12 protein-coding genes and 1 pseudogene are annotated in these 15,346 nt (G+C 63.0%); 4 read left to right on the forward strand and 9 right to left on the reverse strand.

Annotated features, from left to right (window positions below; translation table 11 throughout):
• Positions 1 to 177, forward strand: a pseudogene (locus AC07ZH_RS19120) (IS30 family transposase); the annotation flags it as partial.
• Positions 178 to 239: 62 nt separating this feature from the next.
• On the opposite strand, the gene AC07ZH_RS19125 reads toward AC07ZH_RS19120, so the two are convergent.
• The 7 genes from AC07ZH_RS19125 to AC07ZH_RS19155 form a co-directional block, all read right to left on the reverse strand.
• Entirely contained in the window at positions 240 to 1,127 is an 888-nt protein-coding gene (locus tag AC07ZH_RS19125) for a glutamate racemase (protein WP_495200916.1), read from the reverse strand.
• A gap of 10 nt (positions 1,128 to 1,137) precedes the next feature.
• Positions 1,138 to 2,538, reverse strand: a complete 1,401-nt coding sequence (locus AC07ZH_RS19130; protein ID WP_495200917.1) for an MFS transporter — start codon at positions 2,536 to 2,538, stop codon at positions 1,138 to 1,140.
• A gap of 41 nt (positions 2,539 to 2,579) precedes the next feature.
• Positions 2,580 to 3,512, reverse strand: a complete 933-nt coding sequence (locus AC07ZH_RS19135; protein ID WP_495200918.1) for an ATP-grasp domain-containing protein — start codon at positions 3,510 to 3,512, stop codon at positions 2,580 to 2,582.
• Positions 3,509 to 4,135, reverse strand: a complete 627-nt coding sequence (locus tag AC07ZH_RS19140; protein ID WP_495200919.1) for a cysteine peptidase family C39 domain-containing protein — start codon at positions 4,133 to 4,135, stop codon at positions 3,509 to 3,511. Before AC07ZH_RS19140 ends, AC07ZH_RS19135 begins: the two co-directional genes overlap by 4 nt.
• Before the next feature lie 23 nt (positions 4,136 to 4,158).
• Positions 4,159 to 5,121 (reverse strand): D-alanine--D-alanine ligase family protein, encoded by a 963-nt coding sequence (locus AC07ZH_RS19145; RefSeq protein ID WP_495200920.1) that lies wholly within the window; start codon positions 5,119 to 5,121, stop codon positions 4,159 to 4,161.
• Positions 5,122 to 5,166: 45 nt separating this feature from the next.
• Positions 5,167 to 6,057 (reverse strand): serine O-acetyltransferase EpsC, encoded by an 891-nt coding sequence (gene epsC / locus AC07ZH_RS19150; protein WP_495200921.1) that lies wholly within the window; start codon positions 6,055 to 6,057, stop codon positions 5,167 to 5,169.
• 88 nt (positions 6,058 to 6,145) lie between these two features.
• Complete coding sequence (locus AC07ZH_RS19155) at positions 6,146 to 6,799, reverse strand: acyl-homoserine-lactone synthase (protein ID WP_495200922.1); 654 nt, start codon at positions 6,797 to 6,799, stop codon at positions 6,146 to 6,148.
• A gap of 175 nt (positions 6,800 to 6,974) precedes the next feature.
• On the opposite strand from AC07ZH_RS19155, the gene AC07ZH_RS19160 reads away from it, so the two are divergent.
• A complete protein-coding gene (locus tag AC07ZH_RS19160; protein ID WP_495200923.1) occupies positions 6,975 to 7,691 on the forward strand; it encodes an autoinducer binding domain-containing protein in 717 nt (238 codons plus the stop codon).
• Between the two features lie 462 nt (positions 7,692 to 8,153).
• On the opposite strand, the gene AC07ZH_RS19165 is transcribed toward AC07ZH_RS19160, so the two are convergent.
• Positions 8,154 to 8,435: an H-NS histone family protein gene (locus AC07ZH_RS19165; protein WP_495200924.1), complete on the reverse strand. Its 282-nt coding sequence runs from the start codon at positions 8,433 to 8,435 to the stop codon at positions 8,154 to 8,156.
• Positions 8,436 to 8,643: 208 nt separating this feature from the next.
• Here AC07ZH_RS19165 and AC07ZH_RS19170 point away from each other — a divergent pair, with 208 nt between their 5' ends.
• A complete protein-coding gene (locus AC07ZH_RS19170) occupies positions 8,644 to 9,771 on the forward strand; it encodes a TGL-type protein-glutamine gamma-glutamyltransferase (protein WP_495200925.1) in 1,128 nt (375 codons plus the stop codon).
• Between the two features lie 29 nt (positions 9,772 to 9,800).
• Here AC07ZH_RS19170 and hrpA read toward each other — a convergent pair whose 3' ends face one another.
• Positions 9,801 to 13,802, reverse strand: coding sequence for an ATP-dependent RNA helicase HrpA (gene hrpA / locus AC07ZH_RS19175; RefSeq protein WP_495200953.1), 4,002 nt, complete (start codon positions 13,800 to 13,802; stop codon positions 9,801 to 9,803).
• Between the two features lie 114 nt (positions 13,803 to 13,916).
• Between hrpA and argA the strand changes: the two genes are divergently transcribed.
• Complete coding sequence (gene argA, locus AC07ZH_RS19180; RefSeq protein ID WP_495200926.1) at positions 13,917 to 15,263, forward strand: amino-acid N-acetyltransferase; 1,347 nt, start codon at positions 13,917 to 13,919, stop codon at positions 15,261 to 15,263.
• Positions 15,264 to 15,346: the final 83 nt, after the last annotated feature.

Below are 15,346 nucleotides of genomic sequence, written 5' to 3' on the forward strand. Positions count from 1 at the left end.
CCGCCCGAGATCGAAGACCGCCAGTTCCCGGGGCACTGGGAGGGTGACCTGATCAAGGGTGAAGGCAATGCCAGTGCAGTGGGAACCTTGGTGGAACGCACCAGCCGACTGGTCATGCTGGTCAAACTTCCTGAGTTCAAGCCAGCCAGTGCCGCCAATGTCTTGCAGGGCTTCACGGACAACCAGCCACTGTCGTTTGGAATCGCCACTCCATGCATGGACGCCTTTGGCGGGCTGGACTACGGACGATGCTTGGAGAAAGCGGTCCACACAGCGAGCTGGGCGTCTTGGCCAGGTGTCTTGCCGACGAGGTCGCCCACCGCGCTGAAGGTTCTGGGCTTGCGGTAGAGGGTAGACGCCACCAACGAAGCCGCACCAGCGTCACCGGTTGTGAAAAGCCGATGGTAGCGGTCGGCTCTACTGCGGCGCGCCGTCGAGAAGCGGGCAAACCCATCGAACTCACGCAGCATCAGGGTCGGCTGGGAGACCACTAGGCAGCCTGGCGGCAGGCGCTCGACGAACAAGCGCTCGACCCAAACATAGTGGGTGCACGCAAGCAGCACGACGTCAGGTGCTCTGCCGCGCAGCTGGCGCTCCATCGCGGCAATGTACCCATCGACCTCCCGCCGGAGCTGCGCGCAGGCGGCTCCAGACTCGATGAGCGAGGCCAACCGCGTACACGGCACTTCCGCAACCAAGCAGCCGCCTGCAAGCGCATTCAACTTGGTGCTGAAGTACCCGCTTTGGACGGTGAACTGCGTGGCGAATACGGCCACCACGCGCTGCTTGTCTGCGTCTCCTTGCAGCCTTCTAACGTAGTCCACCGTGGGTTGAGCCACCCCAATCAGAGTGCGGCCCGGCCAAGCGGTGCTCAGCCATTCCCTGCGCAACACCTCTAATGCCCCCACGCTGACGGTGTTGCAGGCAAGAATGACGAGGTCACAGCCCTTGCGAAAGAGGAGATCCACGTTCTGCCGGGTCAGCTCATAGAGCTCCGGGTCGCTCTTGAGCCCATACGGGCCGCTCGCGTGGTCGGCCAGATAGACGAAATCGAGGTCTGGGTAGCACTGGCGAAGACGCTCGTAGACCGTCAGCCCGCCAACTCCTGAGTCGAATATTCCGATCATGGTCGACTCCTCAGCGCACCCTCGAACCCGAGACCTCAGCGCCTGCGCCCTGAGGCAGATGCAGCGCGATCGCAGAGGACACCACTGCAGCAGCTGCTATGAAGCAGAGGGCAAGCCGGAATGCTTCGAGCGGATAGGTCGCTGCCGGCTGCAGGAGGTGCGCCGCCACGTTCAGCGCCATCGCGCCCAGGGCAATGCCGATACCAGTGTTAAGGTGCTGCATGACGCCAGAGACACTGGCGGCATCGTTCGTCTGCGAGGCGGGGAGATCGCACATCGCCAAGGTGTTCAGTGCCATGAACTGAAGCGCTCGCGAGGCTCCGGATATGACCAGGAGGGCTACGAGTATCCAGACACTTGCATGCTGTGGGAAGAACGCAAGGGCGACCACCTGCGCGCAGGTGAAGGCCCCGTTCCACGCGATCACCGAGCGGAACCCGAATCGGCTGATGATCCGGGTGATGAACGGCTGCACCGCAAGGTTGCCCAGAAAGAACGTCAGGATCAGGTACCCACTCTGGAGTGGAGTCATACCCAGCCCGAGCTGGAACATCAGGGGTAGCAAGACCGTCAACCCGCCGATAGTGATGCGGTAGCAGAGGCCGCTGAGGGCAGCCACCGCGAACGTGTTGATGCGGAAGGCCGCAAGCGACAGAAGCGGCGCCTTTGCTTTACGCAGGTGCCAGACGGTGAGACCGCCAGTGAGCAGGCCGGCGGCGCCCCAGTAGGCCAAGGCAGGTCCTCCCGCCGATTGGTGCCCGGCGAGCTCGAACGTCGTCAACGCGAGCGTCAGCGTGGAGCCGGCCAGGACAAACCCAAGCGCGTCGAAGCGGCGCGCCTGGCCAGGGCCGTGCTCCGGCAGACGGGTCCAGCCCACCCACGCTGCAGCGGCGGCGAGCGGCAGGTTGAGATAGAAAATCCAGCTCCAGCCGAAGTAGGTCGCGATGAACCCGCCCAACGGTGGGCCGATGACTGGTGCGACAAAGGCCGGCCAGGTGATCAGGGCCACCATGCGAAGCAGCCGGTTCTTTGACGTGTTGTGGAACAGGATGAAGCGGCTGACAGAGACCATCATGGCCCCTCCCAGGCCTTGCAGCAGTCTCGCCCCAATGAACATCTCCAGGGAGGTGCTCAGGCCGCACCACAGCGAGCTGGCAGCAAATACCAGAACGCCACCGACGAATAGGCGGCGAGTGCCGAAGCGATTCACCATCCAGACACTTGCCGCCAACCCCAGCGCGACGGCCAGCATGTAGGCGCTCATGCCGATCGCCACCTGTGTTGACGCCACCCCGAAGGAGCTGGCGATCACAGGCAGCGCAACGGCGATGACGGTAGCGTCTAGGTTCTCCAGGAAGAAGGCGCTTGCGATCAACCCGGTGACGATGGGGGGCAGTTGCCGATCGTCCACACGCTCCCGGGTGCAGTTCTGCTCGCAAGGTTGCGTGTGGGTCAGAACCGGCTCCGATTGTCCTTGCCGGAGTCACGCTTCCAGAATGCTGTCTGCACCAGTTGTGTCAGCTGCTCCACACGGGAGACTCCGCTGAGCTCGAAAACCTTGGGGAAATTGCTGGCCGGGTTATGACCGGGCACGCAATTGATCTCCCCCACGAGGAGAGCCCCTTCATTGTGGAAAAGGTCGATCCGCACCCCGCTGGAGACGCCAAGCTTTGTGCAGATCATCTGGGCAACCTGCACGCACCTGCTGGCCAGCGCACTGTCGCGCAAAACCTCAACACTCATGGTGGACGTTTGCTTTGCGGCGGAGCTGTGCCAGTCCGCCCCTTCTGGTATGGACACCAGGCCGGGTTCACTGAACACCGATTTCTCCCCACAGATCGCTGCGATCTCAATCTCCACAGTGCCGGCGAACCCCTCTATCAAGACCTCCGTATCATGACCGCGCGCCAGCGAGATCGCCGCATCGAGATCGGCGGGCCGCTCGACCTTGGAAATGCCATTGGAGCCGCCCAGGCGCGCCGGCTTGACGAACACAGGATAGCGGACGTCCTGCAGCGACCGAAGGTCGAGTGTCTGCCGTTCGTGCAAACGCACATAGGGGACCTTGCCCAGACCCCAAGACCTCACCAAATCGTTGAACAGCCCCTTGTTCGCAGCGATGCCCGCGGCCGTCGGGTCGGAGCCGATGTAGGGAATGTCCATCGCCGTCAGGAATCCCTCGACTCCCGAAATCAGCGGGAGCACCACATCGCCTTCCCTGTACTTCGAGACGAGCTCGGTGAGCGTCGCCTGGCGCTGGTGGCCCACAGGGACGATCACAGGGGAGTACCCGATCTCGGCGGCCGTCTTGCTGACCCGGTCGGCTGACATCCGGATGGTGGTCTGCTCCTGTGTCAGGCCGCCGCTGAGGATATACATCTTCATCGCAAATTCTCCAAAATTGGTAGCGAGAGCGCCCGACCCGCAAAGAAGCGCTCAAAGGTCGTGCGGGGAAGAACAACGTTCTCTTGATTGTGTCGAAACCCGGAAGGGTTGTGGAATCGGATCGTGTCGGCACCGCAGCCGTGCACCAGGACGAGATGCCCTCCCCGGCGGACATTCGATTCGTCCGGGCGGCGGATCTCCGGGCTCACTGAGCACATCACAAGCGAGCCGCCGTCTAGTTCTTGGGCCACTGCGTCGAGCGTGCAGTGCTCCAGCACCCGACCGCTGAGCCCGAAGGCACTCTTCACCCAAGTGAGGAACGGTCGATAAATCAGTCCCTGCACCGCACCCCCCTGGTCGAGTCGATAGGCGCCATGAGCCATGGACTGCTTCAAGAGTTCTGCGCGCGATGGCCTCGCGATTCCTAGGGCATCGAGGACAGACTCCAAACAGGCCAGGCCACACGTCCTGCGAGCCCAGAACTCGTATTCGTCGGGACCTCCGAAGCAGAACGTGCCTTGCTTGGCATCTGCCCGGGCATCCACTCGCCCGGAGACTATGCCGTCCACAAGATCGCGGTCTGCCCATTGGCAGTGATAGGGAACTGGGCGAAAGACGTGCATCTGATCCTCTTGGCGTCGTAGCCCTATTGGCGGTAACCCTTGGGCTCCTTGCGGCGGGCAGACTTGATCGTATTTGCGATCAGGTCCTCGTAGGTAATGCCATGAGCCTTGGCCATCGTGGCCAGGTTCCCTTCCCGAGACAGACCTGGAATCGTGTTGACCTCCAGGAACCAGGCCTGCCCTTCTTCGTCGACGAGAAAGTCAGCGCGGAACGGAGCCTCTGCCTTGAGTGCACTGAACAGCCGCGCTGCGCCGGAACGCAGTGCCGCAGTTGCTGGCGTGCCGATCTCGGCCGGACACACATGCTTGCGCTTGGTCGCGTCATGCTTCGTATCGAAGTCGTAGAACGAGGAGGCGTACTCCGTCGAAAGGGGGGGCAGCACCGTTGTTCCAGAGGGCCCATCCACGATGCCGATCGTGACGTCCAGCCCCTTCACGTAGCGCTGGGCCATGAACTGGAGTTCGTTCTGGTCCATCGTCTTGAGCCACCGGATGATCTCGCCGACACCATCCAAGATGATGGTGTCGATACTTCCGCCACCTGAGACCGGCTTGGCGATCACCTTGTGGCCGACGACCTCAACGATCCGCCGCGCCTCGACCAGCGGCGTTTGGCTGAAATCGATATTCGTCCAGAGCGGTACTTTCAGGCCGAGGGACTGGGCGAGCTGGTTGCAAAGCGGCTTGTACATGCCCACAGCGCTGGCCAAGACGCCGGAACCGGTGTAGGCTAGGCCTTGGTGCTCCAGGAAGCCCTGCAGCTTTCCATCCTCCCCGAACCATCCGTGGGTGGTGAGAAAGGCGAACTCGTACCGCTTTGGATCGAAGCCGGCAAGGTCCGAGATGTCATAGACGTCATGCGGGACGCCCAGGGAGGTCAGGGCTTTGATGACACTCTCGCCGGAGCGTAGAGAGCCAAATCGCTCCGGCCCATTGCCGCCCGTCATCAGTGCGATGGGAGTTGTTTGAGATTTGAGCATTTTCATTCTTCCTTTCTGTCGGTGATGGTGTTCGGGTCGGTTTGGTAGTAGCTACATCTGGTCGTATGTTCCGGTGTAGAGCGCCACGTGCTGCTTGAGCGCTTCAGCAGGCGTGGGGCCGAAGGCGGAGATCGCGCGATGAACCGCAGGAACTCCGGTGGCCACGTGGCCGGTCGGCACTGACCGCAAGACCACAGCCCCTGCGCCTATGTGGCATGAATCGCCAACCTTGATGTTCCCCAGGACCATGGCATTGGCCCCGAGGAGCACCTCGGAGCCAATCTTCGGATGGCGGTCCCCGCGCTCCTTGCCGCTGCCCCCCAGAGTGACGCCGTGGAGAATCGTGCAGCCGGTTCCTACCGTGGCTGTCTCGCCGATCACCACGCCATCGCCGTGATCGATGAAGATCCCGCGGGCCAGCCGGGCGGCCGGGTGGATGTCTACGCTCATCCGTGAAGCGCACAGGTTCGCCCAGAGCATGGCCTCGACCTTTTGGCCGTTGGTCCACAGGCCGTGCGCCAGGCGGTGCACTTGGAGTGCGTGAAACCCTTTACTGAACAGGTAAGGAATGAATTGCGCCACCACCGCGGGATCACGGGCAGCGGTGATAGCCAGGTCGGCTGCAGCTGCGTTGAGCAGATCCTGATTGTTGGCGTACTCATGGCGCATGCAGCGCGCGAGGCTGTCTGCGTCGTGGACCCCGCTGGCCAGCTTGTCGCTGAGCAGCAGGCTGAGCGAATCTCCGAGCGTCATCCCAGGCTCGAAGTACCGCCCCACCGCCGCTGCCGTGAGGAGTCCGGAGCTCGATCCGGCAGCTTCCCGGCACAGATCCCGCATTAGCAAGCGGCCGCAGCCCTCCTCGGTATAGGCTCCGGCATGGCGGGTGACTTGGTCAACCACAAGCTCCTGACGGGGATCAAGAACTGCGAAAGTGCTTCTCATGGATTCTCCTGCAGCGTGTGCGATGGGCGAATTGAATGGCAGCGCGCGCGTCTGCGTAACTACGGAAATTGGGAGTTCAAGCCGACGGCTAGTTGGAATAGGTGGCGCGCGCGTTCGGCTGTTTACAACGAGCCGCGCCGATCGTGGAAAAGCATGTTCGAGCTGCAGAGAACCCCGTTGCTGAATTCAATGGCTTCGGCGGAATAGTGATCCAAGAGGCGACGAGCCACTCCGAGTTGATGCGCACTGGGGTAGCCACGCGAGTGACCCTGTAGCCGTACCGCTTCAGCAGTCGCTCGACGCTCAAAGTAGTGACCGTGAGCAGCGTCTCCGCGTCCTCGTTCCTAGCAAGCTTGAATGCGCCGTCCAGCACCGCGCGGACCAGGTCAGATGTGGGTTGCCCGCAGCGTTGGTCCGACAGATCGGTGGCAGAGAAGCGCGACAACTCCCAGACCGTGTGATCCTTCGGGATCTCTGTGGCTCCCATCAGCTGCGGGAAAACCGCCTCCAGGAGGTAGGGCTTCATAGTCTGGAGAAGGCGCGCGCATCCGATGACTTGGCCATCCACACCGCGAGCTACCACGTACAGGGTATCTGCTCGATCGAACTGGTCGACCTCCCAGCCCCTCACGCATGCAAGGTCCCAGCCCAGGCGCTCGACGAACACTCGGTATCGATAGCGGGCTAGATCGGCCATCACATGCGGACCGAGACCGTCAAAGTTTCCAGTGAAAAGTTCCATCTTCCATCCCCCGGCAGTTAAAGTCCGGCGGATTCTCGGACGAGGTTGCGCTCGGCGTAACTACCGTTTTTTTGGGGGGGTGCAACACACTAGACTTTTCTGATCGTTTCGGCGAAAAGGAGCGCTGGCGCGCAGGTTACCCAAGGGATCACCTACCTGTATTGGGAGGCAAAGAATGATTGGATGGCAAGAGGATATGCTTGGCTTGCTCAATAACGAGTCATTGAGCAAAGAGGAAGTCTTTACTGCGATTCAGCAAGCTGGGAAGCAGCTCGGCTTCCAGTTCGTGTCCTATGGCATCCGAGTTCCGCTTCCTGCGGGGCGCCCCCAAGTGCTGATCCTCGAGAACTATCCCAAGGCGTGGATGGACCGGTACGTTAGCCGCAAGTATGTGGAAATCGACCCATCTGTCATTCACGGGTCACGCAGCCAGGCTCCCGTGCTGTGGAAGCAGACGTGGGAACAAGCACCTGAATTTTGGGAGGACGCGGCCGGCCACGACCTCAAGCATGGGTGGGCGCAGTCCACGCTTGACGGCACTGGTGCCGCAGGGTTGCTGACTTTGGCCCGCGGCGGCGCTCAGGAAATCACCCGCAAGGAGCTTGAACAAAACTTGGTGCGGATGCGTTGGCTGGGCTGCTTGGCTCACTTGGCATTACAAAAACGGCTGCGCAGCGCGCTGCCAAAAGCACATGGGATCAACCTGACCGCAAGAGAGGTGGAGATCTTGAAATGGTCAGCCGCAGGTAAGACCTACGACGTGACCGCGTCCATCCTGAATATCACCAGCGAAACGGTAAGATTTCATCTTCGAAACTCTTGTCGGAAGCTCAAGTGCTTCAACAAGACCCAAGCGGTGGCCCATGCGTCGATGCTTGGGCTGCTCTCCTAGCGGTCGGCCAGCTCTGGTATGGCTGCCTCGCACCGACATCGTGCCAGCGGAGATCCGGGCATACCGAGGCTCGACGAACAAGCCCACTTCTGTAAGCACGGCCTCAATACCTTCTTGGCGGCGACAGCCGTGGACGATCTGGGGCATCGGGCGCGGGCGGCGTGTTGACGGCGCTTGACTTGGCGCGGCTTGGTCCAGTGACGGCACGGCGGCGCTGGTCAGTTATGGTAGAGCGGACGAGCCTGGAATTGAACTGTGCGCCGTGGGGCCGGGGAAGGGATCTTTGGTGGATTGTGGAGCTGGGCTGCTGGCGTAGCCTTCAACGGGCAGGCCAGCGGCACGGGTGCGCGCAACAGCTTGGGCTACGCCCTTTCGAGCGTCGTCCACAAGTCCAGAGCCATAAAAATAGCTGTCGAACTGTGTTGTCGTTGCCATGGCGCGACCCCTTTCCAAGCCTTGATTTTACGCCTTGTTGGCGATTGCGAAGGGTTCGCGGTCTTTGCCTGCAATCCACGCTGGAGGCTTGCCGCGCCCGGACCAGGTGGTGCCGGTTGCGGGATCGCGATACTTCGGCTCGACCTTCGCTCGCTCGCGGCGCACGGCCCCCCGCGCTCCTGTTGGCAGGATTTCTTGAGTGGTTATGCCGTACTGATCCATGAGATCGCGGATCTGCTTTAGAGCCGCATCCAGTTCTTGCATGCGCGCTTCCTCGATCTTCTGTTCCAGTTCGCTGCGCTGCTTCAACAGTTGGCTATAAGTCGAAAATTGATGATTTGCATCACGGCACCGATTCAAGCATCAGGCAAGGGGGCGCCACCCTCCACGCCGGTGGAACGCGCGCTCGGCCAGACGGGGGTACCGGAGGGCAACACGCCTATTGGCGATGCAAGCTGGCCCGGGATTTGTCCCCACGAGCGCATTGCGCTACCATGCGCCACCTTTTTTACCCCCCATGGTGTGCTGGATGACGGCTGGCATCAGAATCCATCTGCCCGACCAGGCAGCAACCACGGCGCGACGCGTTCTCGACCAACTGCACGGCTGGCTCAACAGCCTGGGGTTGAGCGAATGGGTCACGTGCTCCATCGGTTTCGGCCTGGGCTGGGTACTGCTCAACCTGGCAGGCGAGCTGCAGGCCGCGCCCTGGGCCTTGTCCTGCGATACCTTGGGCCTGTGCACCGCCTTTGGAGACGGCAGCGGCAACGGGCTTGATCTGGCGCAGGAAACCGTGCTGGCCATGCTGTTTGCGCCCCTGCCTCTGACGTTTCCCAACCTTGCCGAGCTCCAGTCCCATGTGCGGATTCGGGTCAACATTGCCGACGCTGCCCGCAAGGCCGAACTCAGATTTGATACCGACGCCGTGGATCGGCCTGATGGTTACTGGCACTACGACGAAGACCACGGCTTCCTTCTGAAAGAGGGACAACCGCTTGTGGAAGCCTTGACGTCGGCGCTCATTCCCGACGCATCGGGGCGCACGTATTCGTTCTCGTGCTACCGGGCCTCCGAATACGTGGTGTTGCTGGGAATCGCGCGCGAGCTGGAAGCCACGCATCCGGCTCTGCTGGAGGCCCTGGAGGCGCGTTGGCGAACGCGCCCCATTGCCTCGCGGCGCTTTCACGATGCCTTCGTGCATGAGGTCGGCTCGGCGCAGGCACCGGTGCCCATGCACTACTACATTCCCGGCGACAGGGTATGGTTTCGCAACCCAGACGAAGCATCCTCGGACGTTTCAGGCTACGAGGGCTCGTGGGTGATCTACCTGGGCGGTGGAAAATTCGCAAACTTCTGGCAGCGCGGCGCACCCTTTGATCTGCGCGGCAAATGTCTGGAGGTCTACTTCTGGCGCGATGCCCTGCGGGTGGATGCCCAAGGCAATCAGTTCATCGATGAAGCCCGGGTCACCCAGCTGCGTGCCCAGGTGGCCGAGGGCAGCGCCTTGGAGGCGAGCATCCTGCAGCGCATGCGGCGCTACCGGGATGCTTCGGGGACCTACCGCGATGGCGGCTGCATTGACAGCACCCGGGAGTTCGTCAATTTCATTCACAGCGGGGCGCCGAGGATTCAATTCGACGCCTGAGATGAGGACGGGCCTTTGACGCGCGTACATCAGCTCTGGATCTGCGCCCAGAGCTTGTCCAGCCTTTTCACACTCACCGGCTGCGGCGTGCGCAGCTCCTGCGCAAAAAAGCTCACGCGCAGTTCTTCCAATAGCCAGCGCAGCTCCTGCATGCGGGCATCCACCGCGCCCTTGCGTTCGGCCACCAGGCGCCAGTAGCGCTGCTCCTGCGGGCGCAGCTCGGCCAGCTTGGCGGCGTCGCGCGCCGGGTCGGCGCGCAGTTTGTCCAGGCGCGCGGTGATCGCCTTGAGGTAGCGAGCAAAGTGCGCCAGTTGCGGCCAGGGCGCAGCGGTGAGGAAGTTTTTTGGCACCAGGCGCTGGAGTTGCTGGAGCGCGTCCTGCGTGGCTTCGGGGGCGTTTTTGGTGTCCTTGATCTTGCGCGTGGCTACCGAATATTCGGCCAGGATGGTGGCGGCCAGGCGCGCCACCTCGTTGGCGATCAAGGTCAGGCGCCCTCGCCCCTCCTGCACGCGGCGCTCGAACTCCTGCGCGTTGGTCGGCAGAGGCTCCAGCAGAAACGCGCGGTCCATCGCCACGTCGAGGATCTGGCTGCGCAGCTCTTCCTGCGTGCCGAGCGGCATGTAGGCGACGGCCATCTTTTGCAACTCGGGCAAGTTCTTTTCCAGATATTTGAGCGCGTCCTTGATTTGCAGCGCAAACAAGCGCCGCAGGCCCGCACGGTGCTTGGCAGCGGCCACGTCGGGCTCGTCGAAGACTTCGATGGTGACGGCGTCGCCCGCGTCGATGAGCGCGGGAAAACCAATGAGCTGCTGGCCACCCCGGCCGATTTCCATCAGCTCGGGCAACTCGCCAAAGGTCCAGGTGGTGTAGCGCGCCTCGGCGTGGGCCGTGGACACTGCAGGTTTTGCTTTTGTTTTAGTAGCTACTCGCGCTTGCTCAGTAAGCGCTAGAGGCATATTTGGCTCTGATTTTTGCGCCGCCTGGGCATTGCTGCTCAGCTTGAGCCCGGCCAGCGCCTGAAAGGCCCCGCGGGCCTTGGCGCCCCACTCGGCCTTGAGCGCGCCCAAGTTGCGGCCCTGGCCGAGCTGGCGGCCATGCTCGTCCACTACCGACAAGTTCATGAACAGGTGCGGGCTCAACATGTCGAGCTTGAAGTCGGCGCGTTTCACGTCGAGCGAGGTCTCGTCGCGCACTTGTTTGAGCAGCGCATCCACCAGCCCCAGGCGCCCGATGCGGTCGGGCGTGCCCAGCAGTTCGGCCAGGCGCGCGGCCGATTCGGGCAGCGGCACAAAGCGGCTGCGCGGGCGCTGCGGCAGGCTTTTGAGCAGCGCCTGGATCTTGTCTTTGAGCATGCCCGGCACCAGCCATTCGCAGCGTTCTTCACTCACCTGGTTGAGCACGAACAGCGGCACGGCCACGGTGACGCCGTCGCGCGCGTCGCCCGGCTCGTGCAAATAGCTCGCCTGGCAGTCCACGCCGCCCAGGCGAATTACGCGCGGAAAGGCTGCCGTGGTGATGCCCGCCGCCTCATGGCGCATCAGCTCGTCGCGTGTCAGGCGCAGCAGCTCGGGGCGCTTGACCGTCTCTTGCCGGTACCAGTGCTCGAAACTGCGGCCGCTGGTGATGTCTTGCGGCAGTTGCTGGTCGTAGAAGGCGTAAATCAGTTCTTCGTCCACCAGCACGTCCTGGCGGCGGGACTTGTGCTCCAGCTCTTCCACCTTGGCGATGAGCTTTTCGTTGGCCGCCAGGAACGGCAGGCGCTTGTGCCATTCGGGCAGCACATCGGCCGCCACCAGCGCCTGGCGAATGAACATCTCGCGCGCGGCCTGCGGGTCTACCTTGTCGAAGGGTTTTCGCCGCCCGCTGTAGACCACCAGGCCGTAAAGGGTGGCGCGCTCGAAGGCCACGACCTCGGCGGCCTTTTTCTCCCAGTGCGGGTCGAGCAGTTGCTTCTTGAGCAAATGGCCGCCGACTTCTTCCAGCCAGGTCGGATCGATGTTGGCGATGCCGCGGCCGAACAAGCGCGTGGTTTCCACCAGTTCAGCGCAAACGATCCAGCGGCCGGGCTTCTTGCGCAGGTGCGCACCGGGGTGGCGGTGAAACTTGATGCCGCGCGCGCCCAGGTAGATGTCTTCATCCTCGGGCTTGAAGCCGATGTTGCCCAGCAAGCCGGCCAGCATGGATTTGTGCAGTTCCTCATAGCTCGCCGGCTTTGGGTTCAGCTCCCACTTGTGCTCGGCCACCACCGTGAGGAGCTGGCTGTGCACGTCGCGCCACTCGCGCACGCGGCGCACGTTGATGAAATTTTGCCGCAGCAATTGTTCGTACTGGCGGTTGCTGAGCTTGTGCGCCGGGGCCATGCTGGCGAGCGGAGGGGCGGCGGGCGCTGCAGGCTGCGGCGCACTCAGCCGCTGCGCCACCGGCAAGAACGCCTGGTTGGACGCCTTCTTGCGAGTCTGGTCCTTTTGCACACGCGCCGAGGCCAACGTGGGCATGCTGCCGCCACGCGCCTGCTGCAGCCAGTTCCACAGCGTGAGATAACCGCTGAACTCGCTTTTTTCGTCGTCGAACTTGGCGTGCTGCTGGTCCGCCTGCTGCTGCGCTTCCATCGGGCGGTCGCGCACGTCCTGCAGGCTGAGTGCGCTGGCAATCACCAGCACCTCGGCCAGGGCGCCGCGCGCTCGCGCCTCCAAAATCATGCGACCGACGCGCGGGTCCACCGGCAGGCGCGCCAGTTCACGGCCCATGGCAGTGAGTTCGTTGTACTCATCCACGGCGCCCAGCTCGTGCAACAACTGGTAGCCGTCGGCAATCGCGCGGCCGGACGGCGCGTCGATGAACGGAAACTGCGCCACGTCGCCCAGGTGCAGCGACTTCATGCGCAGAATGACGCCAGCCAGCGATGAACGCAAAATTTCCGGGTCGGTAAAGCGCGCTCGCCCGGCAAAGTCTTTCTCGTCGTACAGGCGAATGCAGATGCCACTGGCCACGCGCCCGCAGCGCCCAGCGCGCTGGTTGGCCGCCGCCTGGCTGATGGGCTCGACCAGCAACTGCTCCACCTTGCTGCGCAGGCTGTAGCGCTTGACACGCGCCGTGCCCGAGTCGATCACGTAGCGGATGCCCGGCACGGTGAGCGAAGTCTCGGCGACATTGGTCGCCAGGATGATGCGCCGGCCTGTGTGCCCGTCAAAAATGCGGTCCTGTTCGGCCTGCGACAGGCGCGCGAACAGCGGCAGCACCTCGGCATTGCGCGTCACCACGTTGTGCGCCAGGTGCTTGCGCAAATGGTCGGCAGCCTCGCGGATTTCGCGCTCGCCGGGCAGGAACACCAGAATATCGCCGCCCGCGTTGCCTTGCCACAGCTCGTCCACGCCATCGGCAATGGCTTCGTTCAGGCCGTAGTCGCGCGACTCCTCGAACGGGCGCCAGCGCTGCTCCACCGGGAACATGCGACCCGAAACCATCAGCACCGGGGCCGGGCCGTTCTTGCTTTCGAAATGCTTGGCGAACCGATCGGCATCGATGGTGGCCGACGTCACGACCACCTTCAGGTCGGGCCGCCTGGGCAGGATCTCGCGGATATAGCCCAGCAGAAAATCGATGTTCAGACTGCGCTCGTGCGCCTCGTCGATGATGAGGGTGTCGTAGGCCTTGAGGAGCGGGTCGGTCTGCGTCTCGGCCAGCAAAATGCCGTCCGTCATCAGCTTGACCGAGGCACCCTGGCTCAGGCGGTCCTGAAAGCGCACCTTGTAGCCCACCACCTCGCCCAGCGGCGTCTTCAATTCTTCGGCGATGCGCTTGGCCACGCTGCTCGCCGCAATGCGGCGCGGCTGGGTGTGGCCGATGAGCTGGCCGCGCGTGCCGGGGCGGGCATTCAACCGCCCACGCCCCATGGCCAGCGCAATTTTGGGCAACTGCGTGGTCTTGCCCGAGCCGGTTTCTCCGCACACGATGACGACCTGGTGCTGGGCCAGGGCGGCTTCGATTTCGCTGCGCCGGCCAGAGACCGGGAGCGATTCGGGAAAGGTAATAGGCAGGGCGCGGACGGCGGCAGGGTCTGACAAGGGGAAGCAACTTCGTAGAGAATCGCGGATTATCTACGGCCCACGCCCCTTGCTGCCTCGCCAGACTCTGCCCTCCCCTGCATGTCCACTGTCTTCAACTTCACCTTCGTCCCCTGGTTCCGGTCGGTGGCGCCGTACATCCACAAGTTCCGGCACCAGACCTTCGTGATCGGGCTCACCGGCGAGGCCATTGCCGCCGGCAAGCTACAGAGCATTGCGCAAGACTTGGCCATGATCCAGGCCATGGGTGTGAAGATCGTGCTGGTGCACGGCTTTCGCCCACAGGTCAACGAGCAGTTGGCGGCGAAGGGCCACGAGGGGCGCTATTCGCACGGCATCCGCATCACGGATTCGATTGCACTTGACTGCGCACAAGAGGCCGCTGGCCAGCTGCGCTACGAGATTGAGGCCGCATTCAGCCAGGGCCTTCCCAACACGCCGATGGCGGGCTCCACCGTGCGGGTGATTTCGGGCAACTTCATCACGGCGCGGCCAGTGGGCATCGTCGATGGCGTGGATTTCCAGCACTCAGGCCTGGTGCGCAAGGTCGATGTGGCAGGCATCCAGCGCTCGCTTGACATGGACGCACTGGTGCTCATCTCGCCTTTTGGCTTCTCGCCCACGGGCGAGGCCTTCAACCTGAACATGGAAGAAGTCGCGACCTCGGTCGCCATCGCTCTCAAGGCAGACAAGCTGGTGTTCGTGACCGAAGTGCCAGGCATATTGCAGAACCCCGACGAGCCGGCCAGTGAGGACAACCCCATCGACACCGAACTGCCACTCGCCCAGGCGCGCCAGTTGCTTGCGCACGTGCCGCCGAGCCAGCAGCCCACCGATACCGCGTTCTACCTGCAGCACTGCGTGAAAGCCTGCCAGGGCGGCGTCGAGCGCAGCCACATCATTCCGTTTGCGGTCGATGGCTCGCTGCTGCTGGAGATTTACGTGCACGACGGCATCGGCACCATGATCGTGGACGAAAAGCTCGAAGAAGTGCGCGAAGCCACGGCCGACGACGTCGGCGGCATCCTGCAACTCATCGAGCCCTTCGAAAAAGACGGTACGCTCGTCAAGCGTGACCGCACCGAGATCGAGCGCGACATCTCCAACTACACCATCGTCGAGCACGACGGCGTGATTTTTGGCTGCGCCGCGCTGTACGCCTACCCCGAAGCGCGCACCGCCGAAATGGCCGCGCTCACGGTGTCGCCGCAAAGCCAGGGCACGGGCGACGGCGAAAAGCTGCTGCGCCGCATCGAGCAGCGCGCCCGTCTGCTCGGGCTCGACAGCATTTTTGTGCTCACCACGCGCACCATGCACTGGTTCTTGAAGCGCGGCTTCAAGCCGGTGGACCCCGAGTGGCTCCCCGAGGCGCGCAAACGCAAATACAACTGGGACCGGCGCAGCCAGGTGCTGGTGCGCAAGCTGTAGCAACCCGCCGCATGGGCTCCAAGCGGTTGGAGCGTCGGCCCCGACCGAGGCGGCGCTGCGCAAAGCATTTCCCTTACATTTTT

The organism is Simplicispira sp. GW247-4R2A (assembly GCF_059424465.1).

What these genes read in the sequence shown, in the direction of transcription:
- AC07ZH_RS19125 (WP_495200916.1), bottom strand. Translation starts at nt 1,127, where the DNA reads ATGATCGGAATATTCGACTCAGGAGTTGGCGGGCTGACGGTCTACGAG.
- AC07ZH_RS19135 (WP_495200918.1), bottom strand. Translation starts at nt 3,512, where the DNA reads ATGAAGATGTATATCCTCAGCGGCGGCCTGACACAGGAGCAGACCACC.
- AC07ZH_RS19140 (WP_495200919.1), bottom strand. Translation starts at nt 4,135, where the DNA reads ATGCACGTCTTTCGCCCAGTTCCCTATCACTGCCAATGGGCAGACCGC.
- AC07ZH_RS19145 (WP_495200920.1), bottom strand. Translation starts at nt 5,121, where the DNA reads ATGAAAATGCTCAAATCTCAAACAACTCCCATCGCACTGATGACGGGC.
- epsC (WP_495200921.1), bottom strand. Translation starts at nt 6,057, where the DNA reads ATGAGAAGCACTTTCGCAGTTCTTGATCCCCGTCAGGAGCTTGTGGTT.
- AC07ZH_RS19155 (WP_495200922.1), bottom strand. Translation starts at nt 6,799, where the DNA reads ATGGAACTTTTCACTGGAAACTTTGACGGTCTCGGTCCGCATGTGATG.
- AC07ZH_RS19160 (WP_495200923.1), top strand. Translation starts at nt 6,975, where the DNA reads ATGATTGGATGGCAAGAGGATATGCTTGGCTTGCTCAATAACGAGTCA.
- AC07ZH_RS19170 (WP_495200925.1), top strand. Translation starts at nt 8,644, where the DNA reads ATGGTGTGCTGGATGACGGCTGGCATCAGAATCCATCTGCCCGACCAG.
- argA (WP_495200926.1), top strand. Translation starts at nt 13,917, where the DNA reads ATGTCCACTGTCTTCAACTTCACCTTCGTCCCCTGGTTCCGGTCGGTG.